The 13,524-nt window shown below is 70.9% G+C and carries 17 protein-coding genes; 11 read left to right on the top strand and 6 right to left on the bottom strand.

Features of this window, described 5'->3' with window-relative positions; translation table 11 throughout:
- Positions 1–303 precede the first annotated feature (303 nt).
- Entirely contained in the window at positions 304–1,020 is a 717-nt protein-coding gene (locus tag ACY35P_RS00600; RefSeq protein ID WP_462113873.1) for a PIN domain-containing protein, read from the top strand.
- A gap of 34 nt (positions 1,021–1,054) precedes the next feature.
- On the top strand, positions 1,055–1,441 hold the full coding sequence (locus ACY35P_RS00595) for a hypothetical protein (RefSeq protein ID WP_462113872.1): 387 nt from the start codon (positions 1,055–1,057) through the stop codon (positions 1,439–1,441).
- Between the two features lie 85 nt (positions 1,442–1,526).
- On the opposite strand, the gene ACY35P_RS00590 is transcribed toward ACY35P_RS00595, so the two are convergent.
- From ACY35P_RS00590 to ACY35P_RS00580, 3 genes are all read right to left on the bottom strand, one after another.
- A complete protein-coding gene (locus tag ACY35P_RS00590; RefSeq protein WP_462113871.1) occupies positions 1,527–2,228 on the bottom strand; it encodes an SIMPL domain-containing protein in 702 nt (233 codons plus the stop codon).
- 202 nt (positions 2,229–2,430) lie between these two features.
- Positions 2,431–2,865: a DUF3429 domain-containing protein gene (locus ACY35P_RS00585; protein WP_462113870.1), complete on the bottom strand. Its 435-nt coding sequence runs from the start codon at positions 2,863–2,865 to the stop codon at positions 2,431–2,433.
- 204 nt (positions 2,866–3,069) lie between these two features.
- On the bottom strand, positions 3,070–3,933 hold the full coding sequence (locus ACY35P_RS00580) for a hypothetical protein (protein WP_462113869.1): 864 nt from the start codon (positions 3,931–3,933) through the stop codon (positions 3,070–3,072).
- 171 nt (positions 3,934–4,104) lie between these two features.
- On the opposite strand from ACY35P_RS00580, the gene ACY35P_RS00575 reads away from it, so the two are divergent.
- The 6 genes from ACY35P_RS00575 to ACY35P_RS00550 all read left to right on the top strand — a co-directional run bounded on the left by ACY35P_RS00575 (position 4,105) and on the right by ACY35P_RS00550 (position 7,435).
- Complete coding sequence (locus ACY35P_RS00575) at positions 4,105–4,335, top strand: hypothetical protein (protein ID WP_462113868.1); 231 nt, start codon at positions 4,105–4,107, stop codon at positions 4,333–4,335.
- Between the two features lie 64 nt (positions 4,336–4,399).
- Positions 4,400–4,894, top strand: coding sequence for a hypothetical protein (locus ACY35P_RS00570; RefSeq protein WP_462113867.1), 495 nt, complete (start codon positions 4,400–4,402; stop codon positions 4,892–4,894).
- A gap of 1 nt (position 4,895) precedes the next feature.
- A complete protein-coding gene (locus tag ACY35P_RS00565) occupies positions 4,896–5,381 on the top strand; it encodes a GNAT family N-acetyltransferase (RefSeq protein ID WP_462113866.1) in 486 nt (161 codons plus the stop codon).
- A 69-nt stretch (positions 5,382–5,450) separates the two neighbouring features.
- Positions 5,451–5,948 (top strand): hypothetical protein, encoded by a 498-nt coding sequence (locus ACY35P_RS00560; protein ID WP_462113865.1) that lies wholly within the window; start codon positions 5,451–5,453, stop codon positions 5,946–5,948.
- Between the two features lie 380 nt (positions 5,949–6,328).
- Positions 6,329–6,619, top strand: coding sequence for a hypothetical protein (locus ACY35P_RS00555; RefSeq protein ID WP_462113864.1), 291 nt, complete (start codon positions 6,329–6,331; stop codon positions 6,617–6,619).
- Between the two features lie 147 nt (positions 6,620–6,766).
- On the top strand, positions 6,767–7,435 hold the full coding sequence (locus tag ACY35P_RS00550) for a DsbA family oxidoreductase (RefSeq protein ID WP_462113863.1): 669 nt from the start codon (positions 6,767–6,769) through the stop codon (positions 7,433–7,435).
- A gap of 110 nt (positions 7,436–7,545) precedes the next feature.
- On the opposite strand, the gene ACY35P_RS00545 is transcribed toward ACY35P_RS00550, so the two are convergent.
- Complete coding sequence (locus tag ACY35P_RS00545; RefSeq protein WP_462113862.1) at positions 7,546–8,079, bottom strand: hypothetical protein; 534 nt, start codon at positions 8,077–8,079, stop codon at positions 7,546–7,548.
- Between the two features lie 170 nt (positions 8,080–8,249).
- Between ACY35P_RS00545 and ACY35P_RS00540 the strand changes: the two genes are divergently transcribed.
- From ACY35P_RS00540 to ACY35P_RS00530, 3 genes are all read left to right on the top strand, one after another.
- Positions 8,250–9,305 (top strand): ROK family protein, encoded by a 1,056-nt coding sequence (locus ACY35P_RS00540; protein WP_462113861.1) that lies wholly within the window; start codon positions 8,250–8,252, stop codon positions 9,303–9,305.
- Between the two features lie 62 nt (positions 9,306–9,367).
- On the top strand, positions 9,368–9,565 hold the full coding sequence (locus tag ACY35P_RS00535) for an oxidoreductase-like domain-containing protein (protein WP_462113860.1): 198 nt from the start codon (positions 9,368–9,370) through the stop codon (positions 9,563–9,565).
- Between the two features lie 52 nt (positions 9,566–9,617).
- Positions 9,618–10,163, top strand: a complete 546-nt coding sequence (locus tag ACY35P_RS00530) for a DUF2058 domain-containing protein (RefSeq protein WP_462113859.1) — start codon at positions 9,618–9,620, stop codon at positions 10,161–10,163.
- On the opposite strand, the gene ACY35P_RS00525 is transcribed toward ACY35P_RS00530, so the two are convergent.
- Positions 10,135–10,650 (bottom strand): hypothetical protein, encoded by a 516-nt coding sequence (locus ACY35P_RS00525; protein WP_462113858.1) that lies wholly within the window; start codon positions 10,648–10,650, stop codon positions 10,135–10,137. The two genes, ACY35P_RS00530 and ACY35P_RS00525, sit on opposite strands and share 29 nt — an antisense overlap.
- Positions 10,651–10,747: 97 nt before the next feature.
- The gene (locus ACY35P_RS00520) at positions 10,748–13,435 is read right to left on the bottom strand and encodes a PAS domain S-box protein (RefSeq protein ID WP_462113857.1); all 2,688 of its coding nucleotides are present in this window, start codon (positions 13,433–13,435) and stop codon (positions 10,748–10,750) included.
- Positions 13,436–13,524: the final 89 nt, after the last annotated feature.

Genomic DNA, 13,524 nt, shown 5'->3' with positions numbered 1-13,524 from the left:
CCGTCGACCGCATTTGCCACCCTCGCCGTAACGCAGTCGGCGGGTCACGGCACCCGGCGCCCGCTATGGCCTCGTGCGTGGCACGTGCGGCGACAACGCCCGCATCTCGCAGGGCGACCCGCTCTCTTGGTGTGATTGATGGGTGTAGTCGTTCAGAGGAGACCTTGACCTGCACATGGTGAACCCTTGCGCCGAGCGTTCATCCGCGCATCGCAGTGCCTATAAGGTGAGCGAACGCCGCGTGTCCGTGCCGTTCCCGAGACGCTTCGCGAACGGGCACACTGGACGCCTCAGGAGAAGCGCATGCCCAAGCCGTACTACCTGATCGATTTCGAGAACGTGCAGCCGAAGGCGCTCGACCGGCTGACGCCGGGCGCAGCGCGCATCAAGGTCTTCCTCGGCCAGCACCAGACCCGGCTGATGCTCGACCTCGTGCAGGCACTGCAGCCGTTCGGCGCGGATGCGGAATACATCGCGATCACCGGGAGCGGTCCCGATGCGGTCGACTTCCACATCGCGTACTACATCGGCCGCATCGCGGTGGAAGAGCCTGGGGCCGCGTTCCGCATCATTTCGAAAGACAAGGGCTTCGACCCGCTCGTGCGCCACCTCAACGCGCGCGGTATCGCGTGCGAGCGGCTGCCGGAAATTCCTGCCGGCGCGGGGCCGGTTCCGGCCGCGGTTTCGACGCCCAAGCCCGTCGCCAAGACGACGGCAAAAGCGGCCAAGAAGGCCGTCGCAAAGAAGAAGGCGGCAAAGAACGTGGTGGTGACGGTCGAGCCCGCGCGTACGGCCGCACCGCCGGCTCCGACAGCCTCGACGGCCGCCCGGGTGAAGGTGGTGCTCGGCCTGCTCGCGAAGTCGACCAAGCCCGCGAAGGTGTCCGGGCTGCGCTCTTCGATCAAGTCGTGGTTCAAGCCCGCGCTGGACGACAAGGCGGTCGATGCGGTCCTGCAGAGTCTCGAATCCAGCAAGAAGATCCGCATCGAAGGGACGAAGGTGACGTATGCGGCCCTTTAGGAGGAATCGCTCAGGTCTCCTTCTGACGCTGACGGTGGGGCTCGGCACGCTGATCGCTAGCCCGGCGCACGCGGATTCTGTGTACCGCTGCGTCCAGAAGGGCAAGCCCGTCAGCTTCCAGAGCGAGCCGTGCGAACCTTCGGCGAAGACCACGGCCATTCGCGGTTTCGTGCCCGACCCGGCCCCCACCGCAAACGAGCTGGCGTGGAAGCGCTACCGGGTCGAGCAGGAAATGGCCAACCGCAATCGGGCGATGCGGGCCTCGGGCGCCGTCCCGACGGGCGCGGTGCTTCCAGCCGGCGGTCAGGCTTGCGCCGATGCGAAGGCGGCGCGCGACGCTTGGGAGCGCCGCGTGGGGCTGAACAGGAGCGTCGACGGCATGCGCGTGTGGCAGGACCATGTCTACCAGGCGTGTCGCTGATCGAACTCGACCGAGTCAGCGTCAGAAGCCTGGTGGACGACCGACGGGCCGTCCAAAACGCAGTGCGTCGCGTCGCGGCCGCCGGCTATCGCTTCAGCTCGAACACGGTCGCGACGCGTTCGCTGTAGTCCACGGTCGGCTGCACGTAGCGGCTGCGGCGAATACGGGACCCGGTGACTTCGATGCGGTCGAGGTCGCCGCCGTAGCGGTCGGCGAAGGAGGAGTTGAGACTGTTGATGCTGTAGACCGGGCCGAGCGTCGCGCCGAACGCCTCCGCGAGGCCACCCGCCTTCTCGCGCGCATCGGCCACGGCCTTGGCGCGCGCTTCCACACGCAACGCGTCGGCACGACTGGACTCGAAGCCGATGTCGTCGACCTCGTTGATGCCCGCCGCCAGTGCGGCGTCGAGGAATTCGCCCAGGCGCGCCAACGCACGGAACTCGATCTTGAGGTCGCGGCGCGCGACGAAGCCGTTCGACACCTTGCGGCCGTTGTCGTCGGTATCGATGTCCTCGGAGACCGACAGGTCGCCGGCGGTGACGTGCGCGGGCTCGAGGCCGAAGCGCGGTGCGAGTTCGAGGAAGGCTTCGACGCTGCGGTCGACCGCCTGCTTCGCCGCCAGCGGCGATGCCTTGCTGTAGCGGGCGGTGAGGTTGATGCGCGCCAGGTCCGGTGCGACGCTGACCTTGCCTTCGCCGGTGGCGGTGACATGCGGGGCATCCGGCAGCGGCGTGCCGGCGAACGCGGGAGCGGCGGCGAGCAACAGGGCGAGCAGGACAGGGCGCATCGGTCGGCTTCCGGGGGCGATGCCGAACGATAGAGCGAAATCGCTCGGGTGCGCACGCGTCGCGCGCCCGCTCGGCAATGTGTTCGCGCGCCCGCGTAACCGGCCTGCGTCCCTAGGTATCGCGTGGCGTGGGGTCGGTCGCCACCACGTTCGCAGCCGCAGTGCGCCTTCTGCGACGTGCGACGCTTCGACCGCAGCGCGGTCAGCGCAATGCCGATGCGGCCACGAGGCAACTGCCTGCCGCGACGACGGTCAGCACGAGACGCAATGGGCGCCATCCCGCCAGCCCCTGCGCGGGCAGCACGCGGCGATCCACGGCGTAGCAGGCGACGAGCGCGCTCGCGAGGACGGCGAGCGCACTGCGGGTGGGCAGCAGCAGCGCACCCCAGGCCACGAGGCTGGGCACGGCGCCCCAGGCGTACTGCAGTGCGGACTGTCCCGAACGTGCGGCGAGCCCCCAGTGCAGGCCACCGAGGAAGGCGACGATCGTCGCGCCGTAAGCCGCGAGCGCGAAGGCGGCGTGCGGGCCTTGCGGCGTCGGCAGCAGCCATGTGGCGCCGGTACCGGCCACGAAAGGAACGAGACCGGTCAGGCCGAGCAGCCATGCGGATCGGGTGGGTGCGGCGGGTGTATCCAAGATTGTTCCGGTCATGTGGCGGAGTCGATGCCGTGCATTGCGCGGCTGCGTCGATGGGCGACGACACAAGTGCGCAAGCGCGCTCCAGCGCGGCACGCCGTCATCGCGATCGTCGTCCATGCCGTCCGGCGCAGCGGCGCGGCATCGGTCCGCATCGCATCGTGTCGTCATGCGATGTCGCCGCACCGAGCGCGATGTGGTGCGTCACGGCGCGATCGGCGTCGCAGGTCGGGCCGCGGCTCCACCGAACCCGTGCGGATCGATCACATCCGCCGCGCGCCATCCGCGGTCGAGATCGATCCCGGTGACGCGCCATTCGTGCGCCTTGATGCGCAGCGGACCGCGCACGCGCTCGAGGAAGCGCACGGGCAGCAGGTAGGGGCCGACCGCGCGGTATTCGAGGAACGTGGTGTCGACGTGCGCGCCGACCGTGGTCGGGAAGCCGTCGATGGTCTGGTGGATCCGGTACAGGCGCGCGGTGCCCGCGTCGATCCACAGCACGGCGCGGTCCTGCTCGGCGCGGCCGAACCCGGGCCGCAGCGTCGCCAGCAGACGATGGAAGCGACGGCCGTCCTCGCGCGCGTCCGGAAGCCGTTCTAGCGAGGCCATGCGATCCAGGAAGAACGTCGGGCCGAAATGGAACATGCGGAACGCGTCATTCGTCATCGCGGTGGCGGCGCGCTTCTCGTCGTCGTCGGTCTCGGTGCCGTTGTAGGCGACGCGCAGCCCCGCGGTGCTGCGCACGACGTGCTTGGTGCCGTCCGGCCCGGTGTGGCGCACCGCGTACAGGCCTTCCGACGGGCGATAGCGCTCCTCCGAGCGGATCCGGAAGCCGGCGTCGGTGACGACGGGCTGGATGCGCTGGATCAGCGCGTACCAGCGCCCGTCGGTGGACAGGTTGATGTCGCCCGGATGCCGTCGCAGGTCGCCTCCGTGCGCGGCGAGGCTGCGATCGAAGATCGCCTGAGCGGTGAGCCCGTCGGACGGCGGCGCCCCACCGGGACGGGGGAACGACGAGCAGGACGCGAGCAGCAGGCAGGCGACCAGGAGGGCGATGACGCGGGACATGTCCGGCTCCTTGCGCCGGGTCGATGGCGCGGTGAAGCGCCATACGGTCCGCGGGGCCGGGCGGAGGCAGTCGACGCGAACGACCCGCCGAACGGTGGCGGCGCCGGCACCGACGCCCTACCCGAGCGCCGGCCGGCGACAATGGGCGATCCCTTCGACGGTGATCGCCCGATGTCCGACTGGTTCATGTCCCTGCCGCTGCTCGGCAAGCTCTGGCTGGTCTATGCGGCGGTCGTGGCGTCGTTGCTGGGGCTGGCGGCCTGGATCGAGTTCAGCCGCTCGCGCCATGTCGACGGCGCCGGCGGATGGATGCTGTTCGGTGCGCTCGCATTGTCGTTCTGGGGACTCGTGCTCACCGCGCTGGCCTCGCTCGCGATCGTGCTGGTGCGCGCGCTGGCGTGACCGCGGCCCCGGTGCACCGCGCGCCACCGACCTAAACTGCGCGCTGTCGACCGGGGGCGTCATCGTGGGAATCGAAGTCTGGAACATGCTCGGCACGTGGGCCGGGCCGGTGGTGACGCTTGCGGGCTTCGTGCTCGTGCGCAACCAGTTGCGTGCCGAGCGCCGCGCGCTCGAGACGCAGACGAGCTGGCAGATGTACGAGACCAGCATCAGCATCCTCACCGTGTTCGTCGAGCATCCGGAGATCCGCCCGTACTTCTACGACGGCCGCCCCGCGCCGACGGAGGAGCCGCTGCGCAGCCGGGTGCTGGCCACCGCCGAACTCGTCGCCGACCACATGGAGAGCGTGGTGCTGTCGCAGGATGCGGTGGAGGCGGGCACCCGCGCCGTGTGGGTGCGCTACATGCAGGGCATCTACCGCCGCAGCCCGGTGCTGCGCGCGTTCCTCGCGCACGACAGCGAGGGCTACCGCTATGCGGACCGGTTCCTCGACCTGCTGCGCGAGCCGTTCATGCCGGGCGTGCCGGCGATGGTCGCGCCGATCGACGAGCCCGCCTGACGTGTCGACCGCGGTGATCGCGCCGCTCACGGACGCGCGCGATGCGGCGATCGTCGCCGACTGGATCTGGAACGAGTGGGCACGGCACGAGCCGGGCGTCACCCGGGCCGACAGCGATGCGGGCGTGCAGGCCGCGTTGCGGGGCGATCGCCTGCCGCACTTCATCGTCGCGCGTGTGGACGGCAGACCTGTCGGCTGCGCGAGCATCGTCGCCGCCGACCTGCCGACGCGCCCGGATCTCGGTCCGTGGCTCGCGAACGTCTACGTCGTTCCGGCGCAGCGCGGCCACGGGCTCGGCAGCGCCCTCGTCCGCGAGGCGATGGCGCAGGGCGCGTCGATCGCCGGGCGCCTGTATCTCTACACGTTCGGGAGCACGGCCTGGTACGCACGACTCGGATGGCGCCCGCACGCCGCGGCCGAGTACGCGGGGCGCCCGATCTCGATCCTGTCGTACGACGTGGCCGGCGCCCGCGCACCTACGCCTTGAGGTTGCGGGGGCGCGGGACTAGGCTCGCGATGCGCATCCGCGCCGTCGTGCTGTCCCGGGAGATCCGCCATGCGCCGCTACCTCGTTCCGATCGCGCTCGTCCTGGTGGCCGGCTGCAGCAGGCCCGAGGCCCAGGCCCCCGCAGCCGCCGAGGCGAATGCGCCGGCGCCCGCGGTCGCCGCGTCGCCGTCTTCCGTGCTCGATGCGCCGGTGGCCGCGCCCGCTGCGGTGCGTTCGGCGCTGCCCGCGCAGGCCTGCAGCCTCGACGGCTACGAAGCGTTCTTCGAGGCCTTCGCGCAGAACCAGGGCGTGCGTGCCTCGATGACGGCGCCCGGCGTGGATGCCCGCACCTTCGACATCGAGCTGCGCGACAACGGCTGGATCAATCGCGCCTCGCCCGACGTGCCGCTGGATATCCGGCAGTCGCGCGATGGCGAGGCGTTCGTCGCCGAAGCGGTACCGGTCGAACGCGGCGCAAACGACGAAGTGGTCAAGGAACTTGGCCCCGGCGTGCGCTACCGGTTTGAGTTCGCGGAAGGTTGCTGGCGGTACGCCGGCCGCGACTGACCGTCGCGCATCGCGCGCGGCACGCCGTCGGCGGCCACGGCGCCCGAATCTGCCAGGTGGCAGGGCCGTCATGCGACATGCGACGTCGGCCGTCCGCGCTGATGGCCGGATGGCTGCAGCCGCCCGTGCAAGACACGCATCTGTTTTGCGTGCGAGCGCCTGGTGCCTATCGACGGAAGTCGTTGCCGGTCGCATCTGGACGGCACGGCGACGGTCTACGAACCAACGCTCCGATGTGAAGCGCACATTCGAATCGTTGCTGCAGCGCGACGGCACGGTTTGACTTTCATTCGTCCATGACATCTCGATCCGGCGTTCCGCGTGGAGACAGCCGCCATCAGCGATGGTGCAGTCCGTCACCACCGAAACAGGAGGTCGCAATGTCCCGGGACACCAAGACACCGTTCGATCACGTGAACGACACGCTGACGCAGCTCAAGGAGATGCGTCACTACTCGAAGAACAACGTCGAGCGCCTGACCACCCAGTGGCTGCTGTTCGACAGCGAGCTGAAGAAGCTGGAGCAGGCCGATCGCATCGAGGACCTGATGGTGCGTGCGGGCGAGCTGCACGAGGCCATCGAGGCGGAGATCGCGGAACTCGAGGAGGTCGCGGTGACGCTGAAGCCGGTGGTCGACGACGGCGCGGTGGGCAGCGGCACCGTGCACTGAGCCGCCAGATTCCAGCGTGCGACGAAGGGCCCCCGTCGACGGGGCCCTTCGCTTTTCCGGGACGCAGCGTCGCCGCGCGCGTCATCGTGGCACCACCCGGTCCGTGATCTCCTGTGTCCCGATTCACGTCCTCGTCGAGGTCGACCGATGTCATCCCCCGTCGCTGCCGCGCCGCTCCGCATCGATTTCGTTTCCGACATCGTCTGCCCGTGGTGCGCGATCGGGCTGGCCTCGCTGGAACAGGCGATCGAACGGGTGGGCGGGGAGGTCGCGGTCGAGCTGCACGTGCAGCCGTTCGAGCTCAATCCGCAGATGGCGCCGGAAGGCGAGGCGATCGACGAGCACCTCGGCCGCAAGTACGGCCTGACGGCGGCGCAGCTCCAAGAGAACCGCGAGCGGCTGCGCGAACGCGGGGCGCAGGTGGGCGTGGACTTCGCGACCGGCGCGCGCTCGCGCATCTACAACACCTTCGACGCGCACCGCCTGCTGCACTGGGCCGCCGAGAGGGGCCTGCAGGTTCCCCTGAAGCATGCCCTGCTGCGCGCCTACTTCACCGATGGCGAGGACGTGAGCGGCCACGCGACCCTCGTGCGTCTCGCCGGTGCGGCCGGGCTGCCGGTCGAGCGCGCGTCGGCGATCCTCGCGTCCGACGACTATGCCGACGCGGTGCGCGCCGATGAGCAGGGCTTCCTGCGCGCCGGCATCAATTCGGTGCCGGCGATCATCTTCGACGGGAAGTACCTCGTCTCGGGCGGGCAGCCGGTCGAAGTATTCGAGAGCGTGCTCCGGCGGGTCGCGGCGGAGCGCGGCGGGTGAGTCGACGAGGTCGCGACTGCGGATCCACGCGCGTCGCCAAACACATCCCTGCGGCCTGCACCGCGTGATCCCTGGGCGGCGCGGCGGGCCCGGTATACCGGTCGAACGCGTCAGCGCCTGACGAGTGCGAGGCCGCGCCCGAACAGCGGCCACAGCCCGAGCCACACCGCGGCGGATGCGAGCGCGATGACGCCGCCGATGAGGACCGGCAACAGGCCACCGAACGTGTAGGCCATGCCGAGCACGAAGCCGAGCAGGTACTCGATGCGGTAGGCGCGGAGGGCGACGCCCGACAGCACGATGGCGGGAAACAGCACGCCCGCGATGTCCTCGCGCCCGTTGGCGAACGCGATCGAGAGCGCGAGGCCCGCGAACAGCGCGGCGAGCAGGCGCCGCAGCGCCGCCGGATCGGGCCGGTCCGTGGCCGGAAACACGCGTCGCGACGCGATCCACGCGAGCGCCGGCACGACCAGAAGGCCCCAGCCGTTCCACAGCGCCGGCATGGCGGGATCCTGGAGCAGGTGGTGGCTGACGATGCCGCCATGCGCCTGCTCCCAGCCCAGGTGCGCGGCTTCGAGCACGGCGACCGCGCCGGTGAAGGCGAGGCGCGCCTGCGTTGCGCCGCGTGCGGCAGTCGTGTCCATGGCCCATCCCGTCGGCGGCACATCCGCCCGCGACCGTTGTACCGAACGCCGCGACCGTCGACCCCTGCCGATCGTCGCCCTGCCCACCGGCCGTGGTGGCGCGTCGTTCGCCCTGGTCGCGACGATCACGCCGCACGCGACACGATGCGGCTTCTCCCGGAGCGAAACACGTGGCCCAAGGATCGACCCGACGCGGCACCGACGACCGCGGCCTGCACGGCGGCGCACGCCTGGGCCGCGTGACCGTCGACAGCTACGGCCTGAACGTGCGGGGCGACGACGGTGCGTTCGTCGGCGACCGCGCGAGCGAGACCGGCTTCCTGCAGATCCTCGACCGCGTGCGCCGTCGCGACCGCATCGGCAAGGACCCGTTCGGCGCGGGACGCGGACCGGACACCGACAAGGCGCTGCTCGAGCGCGTGCTGCTCGGCGGCGATCCCGATGCCTCGCACCTGCTGCACATCGCGGTGGAGGAGTACGCACAGGGCTTCGCGGACGTGGTGCGCTTCTTCCTCGCGAAGCCGCAGTGGGAAGGCGTCGAGCGCATCGTCGTGGGCGGCGGGTTTCCCTTCAAGGGCTTCGGCGGCCTCGCGGTCCGTCGCACCGCGCGCATCGTCAGGACGCGGCGCGTGCCGGTCGAGTTGCAGGTGCTCGGCCAGGATCTCGACGAGGGCGGCATGATCGGCTGGGTGCATGCCCTCGCGCCGGCCACCACGCGCGGGTACCAGGCGTTCCTCGGCGTCGACATCGGCGGCACGCACGTGCGCTGCGCGATCGTCGAGCACCGCCTGCGTCGCGCTGCCGACGGCTCGAAAGCGTGTGCCACCGACCACATGCAGTGGCGGCACGGCGACGACGCGCCCAGCCGCGACGAACTCGTGCTGCGCATTGCCGGCATGCTGAACGGCCTCGCCGCCGAGGCGCGCACGCTCGGGCTTTCCCTCGCGCCGGTGGTGGGTGTCGCCTGTCCGGGCCGCATCGAGCCGGACGGCGATCTTGCCGAAGGCACGCAGAACCTGCCGGGCGACTGGTCGCCGCCATTCAACCTGCCGCGCGAACTGGCGAAGAAGCTCGACCGCATCGACGGTCGAACGCCCGAGGTGCTGATGCACAACGACGCGGTCGTGCAGGGCTTGAGCGACGCGTTCCGCGTCAAGGACGCACGCCGGTGGGGCGTGCTCACGATCGGCACCGGCCTCGGCAATGCGAGCTATACGAACCGATGAGCGAAGCCGTCCGCGGCTCGCCCGGCCTTGAAACCGCGCGGCCCCGACCGGATCTCCGAATCGTGAACGTCCCGCCCGACCCGCGCCCCCGTCCGCCCGAGCAGCCGTTGCCGACCGACTGCTGCGGCGGCGGCTGCGCGGTCTGCGTCAACGACGTCTACCAGGAAGAACTCGACGATTACCGGGCGCGGCTCGCGGAGTGGATGCAGCAGCATCCGGAGCCGGACGCTGCCGACGCGAGCGCGTCGCACCGGCCGTGATCGCGATGCGCGTGCATGAGGCCCCGTCCACGCCGTGCACTAGACTGGCCCCATGAAGAATCTCCTGCAGGACCAGCTGCTCAAGGCCGGTCTCGTCAAGAAAGCCCAGGTCGCGCAGGTGGCTCGCGAGCAGGCGAAACAGCGCCAAGGAAAGGCGCCCGCCGGGCCGAGCGAGCAGCAGCTCGAGGCCGAGCGCGTGCGCGCCGAACGCGTGGAGCGCGACCGCGCGCTCGCCGCCGAACGCAATGCGCAGGCGCGCGCCGCCGAGCAGCGCGCGCAGGTGCGGCAGATCATCGACACGCAGCGCCTACGCGCGGTGGGCGACATCGAATACCGTTTCGTCGACGGCAGCGCGATCCGCAGCCTGCTGGTGGATGGCGCCCAGCGTGCGCAACTCGCCAGCGGCGCGCTCGTCATCGCGCGCTTCGACGATGGCTATGCGTTGCTGCCGCGCGCGGCCGCCGCCAAGGTGCGCGAGCGCGATGCCGCGGCGATCGTGCTCGACCATGCGGCGCCCCACGCCGCGACGCCGGCCACGCCGTCGGACGACGACGCGTACTACGCGCGCTTCACCGTGCCGGACGACCTGATCTGGTGACGCCGGGGGCGGCAGGCCGCACACGCGCGCCCTGCGCCAGCGATGCCTCGCGGTCGCGCCACGGCTTCGGCACCCAGCTGCCGTGGAACGGCACCAGCACGATCGTGTCGGTGAACTCGGCTGATTCGCCGATCTTCAGTGCCGCCAGCCGCCGCAGCTGCGGCGCGAGGGCGGCGGTCGCCGGGTCGGGGCTGCGCGCCGCCTGTTCCGCTTCCGCGGCATGGGTGGTCAATGTCGGCTCGGCGACCTTCAGCACGCTGTAGCGGATGTCGAGGTCGTAGCGTCCCGCGTCGACCCTGTGCCCGCGCACGAGTTCGATGCGCTGGAGTTGCAGCGACGACGGATCCCACAGCGCGTACGCCTCGGTCGCCATCTCGTGCATCTCGATCCGGCCCAGCCCCTCGAGCGGCTCGACCTCGCTCTGCGTCGTGCAGGCGCCCAGCGTCGCGAGCAGCGCCGCGGCGCCCGCCGTCCTCATCCATCCCATGGTCGTTCCCCATCCCGCGACGGTCGGTCGCGTCCCGATGGTCGCCGAGCGCGACCGTGGGCGCCAGCACGTCTCCGGCAGGGATGCGGCGTCGCGGCTAGCGCACCGAGGACAGAACCTCCGCCACGCGCCTCGCGTCGACCGGCTTGGTCATGTGCTGGTCGAAGCCGCTTGCCAGCGCGCGGTCCACGTCGGCGCGCGATCCCCATCCGGTGAGCGCCACGAGCGTCGTCGCCGCACCGGAATGGCCGGCGCGTATGCGGGTCGCGAGTTCGTGGCCGTCCATGCCCGGAAGACCGATGTCGAGGAAGGCCAGTCGCGGTACGCGCGCGGCGATGGCGGCGAGCGCCTCCGACGCGTCGTGCGCGACGCGCACCGTGTGGCCGAGCGCCTGCAACAGCGTGCTCATCATCTCGGCGGCGTCGCCGTTGTCGTCGACCACCAGGATGTCGAGCGGTGCGGACGTGGGCGAAGCGGGCAGCCTCGACCCATCCGCGTCGCCGTCGGGGCCGCGGTCCCGCGCGGGCAGGCGCACGGTGAAGACGCTGCCGCGCCCCGCGCCGTCGCTGTCGGCGACCACGTCGCCGCCGTGCAGCGTCACCAGCCGCTCCACCAGCGCGAGGCCGATGCCGAGGCCGCCCTGCGAGCGCCCGAGGCTGCTGCTCACCTGCGAGAACAGGCCGAATACCCCGGTGAGCGCATCGCCTTCGATGCCGACGCCCGAGTCGCGGACGCGCACCACGGCGGACGCGCCCTCGAGATCGGCCGAGACGTCGATCCTGCCGCCCGCGGGCGTGTACTTCGCCGCGTTGCTCAGCAGGTTGCCGAAGACCTGCACGAGACGCGTGCGATCGCCCACGACGGACATCGCGCGCGGCGGCGTCGACACGAACAGACGATGCCGCGCCTGGTCGATCGCCGGACGCGAGGCCTCGATCGCCTCGTCGAGCACCGAGCGCAGGTCGAGCGGTTCGGTGCGCAGCTCCAGCTTGTCGCTGTTGATGCGCGCGATGTCGAGCAGGTCGTCGATGAGTCGCACCATGTGGGCGAGCTGGCGGTTCATCACCTCGCGGGTGTGCGCGGCCGCCTCGGCGGACGGGCCCATGCCGAGTAGCGCCAGTCCGGTGCGGATGGGCGCCAGCGGGTTGCGAAGCTCGTGCGCGAGAGTGGCGAGGAACTCGTCCTTGCGACGGTCGGTCTCGGCGAGCGCCTGCTCCGCGGTGCGGCGGTCGTGGATGTCCACCGAGGCGCCGTACCAGCGCACGATCTCGCCGGATTGCGGATCGTGCTCGGGCTCCGCGCGCACGAGGAACCATCGGTAGTCGCCCGACGCGGAGCGGATGCGGTGCTCGACGATGAAGGGCCGGCCCGACGCACGCGCCCGCTCGAACCGTTCCATCGTGATGCCCGCATCGTCGGGATGCACGACGGTGCCGGCGGTCTCGGCGGCCGTCGCTGGCACGTAGCCGAGCCCGGTGTACCGGCTCCATTGCCGATTGAAGAACTCGACCCGGCCGAACGCATCGGTGATCCAGATGATCTGCGGGACCGCATCGGCCATCTTGCGGAACCGCGCTTCGTCCTCGCGCAGGATCTCCTGCGCGGTGCGCCGCTCGGTGACGTCGGCGACGGTGCCGACGAAGTTCGACACCGTACGCGATGCGCCTTCGTCGCGGAACGAGGCGACGCCGTGCGCCTCCAGCCAACGAATCCGCCCATCGGGTCGGACGATGCGGTATTCCACCGAGTAGGGCGCCGGTTCGACGGGGTCCATGGCGGCTTCGACCGCGGCCCACAGCATGGGCGCATCGTCCGGATGCAGCAGCGCGCTGATCGCCTCGATGGCGCGCGGGCCGTCGCCTTCGAGGCCGTAGATTTCCGCGTAGCGCGCATCGTGCGCGACGATGCCGGTCGTCGGGTCGTACTGCCACCAGCCGAGGCCCGCGGCATCGAGCGCAAGCTGCCGCTGCGCGGCGAGGTCGATCTGTGCGTCGTTCGCCTCGCGCAGCGCGGTGATGTCGGCGACGACCGCGGTGACGAACGCCACACGACCGTCGGGGCCGCGCACGCCGGACATCGCGCTCTGCGCCCAGATGCGCGTGCCGTCCGGACGGACGTAGCGACGTTCGATCGTGATGCTCGACGTCGCGCCGGAGGCGAGCCCGTCGAACACGCTGCGCAGTTCGTCGGCATCCTCGGGGGCGACGAGGTCGCGCACGTGCCGCGCGAGCAGGTCGTCCCGGCTGCGCTGCACGATCTCGCAGAAGCGATCGTTGACGAGGACGAAGCGGCCTTCGAGGTCGACCTGCGCGATCCCGCCCGTCGATTGCTCGAACACCGCGCGGAAGCGCTGCTCGCTCGCCTGCAGGGCGTGCTGGGCGGTCTTCTCCGCGGTCGTGTCGCGGGCGAGCCCCATCCATTCCACGATGTCGCCCGCGTCGTCCAGGATCGGCACGGCACGCGAGTAGGTCCAGCCGAGCGAGCCGTCCGGGCGCAGCGTGCGGTGTTCGAGCTCGAACAGGCCCTTGTCCGCGATGGCCGCGGCGATCGCCTGCCGCACGCGCGGATGCTCGAAGGCGGGCACGTTGACGTCGAGCCAGTGCTCGTCGACCGGCACGTCGCTGCTGGGCACGAGGCCCCGGCCGTCGAGCGGCTGCATCTCGCTCCAGTCCGCGTTCATCCGGTAGACGACGTCGGTGGTCGCGGTGGCCAGTGCGGCGAGCGCGGACTGCGCGGACGTCGACGCCGCGCCCTCGCGATACGGGCCTACCTGTGCTGCGGACATCGGCTCACCTGACGTGGGTTTCCCGGTCGCCCGGTTCGCCTTCGGCCGGATCGACACGCGGCGACGCGCACCCACCCCTGCGCCCGCAA

It is taken from the genome of Lysobacter xanthus (assembly GCF_047159895.1).
This window is presented reverse-complemented; position numbering and strand designations above follow the sequence as displayed.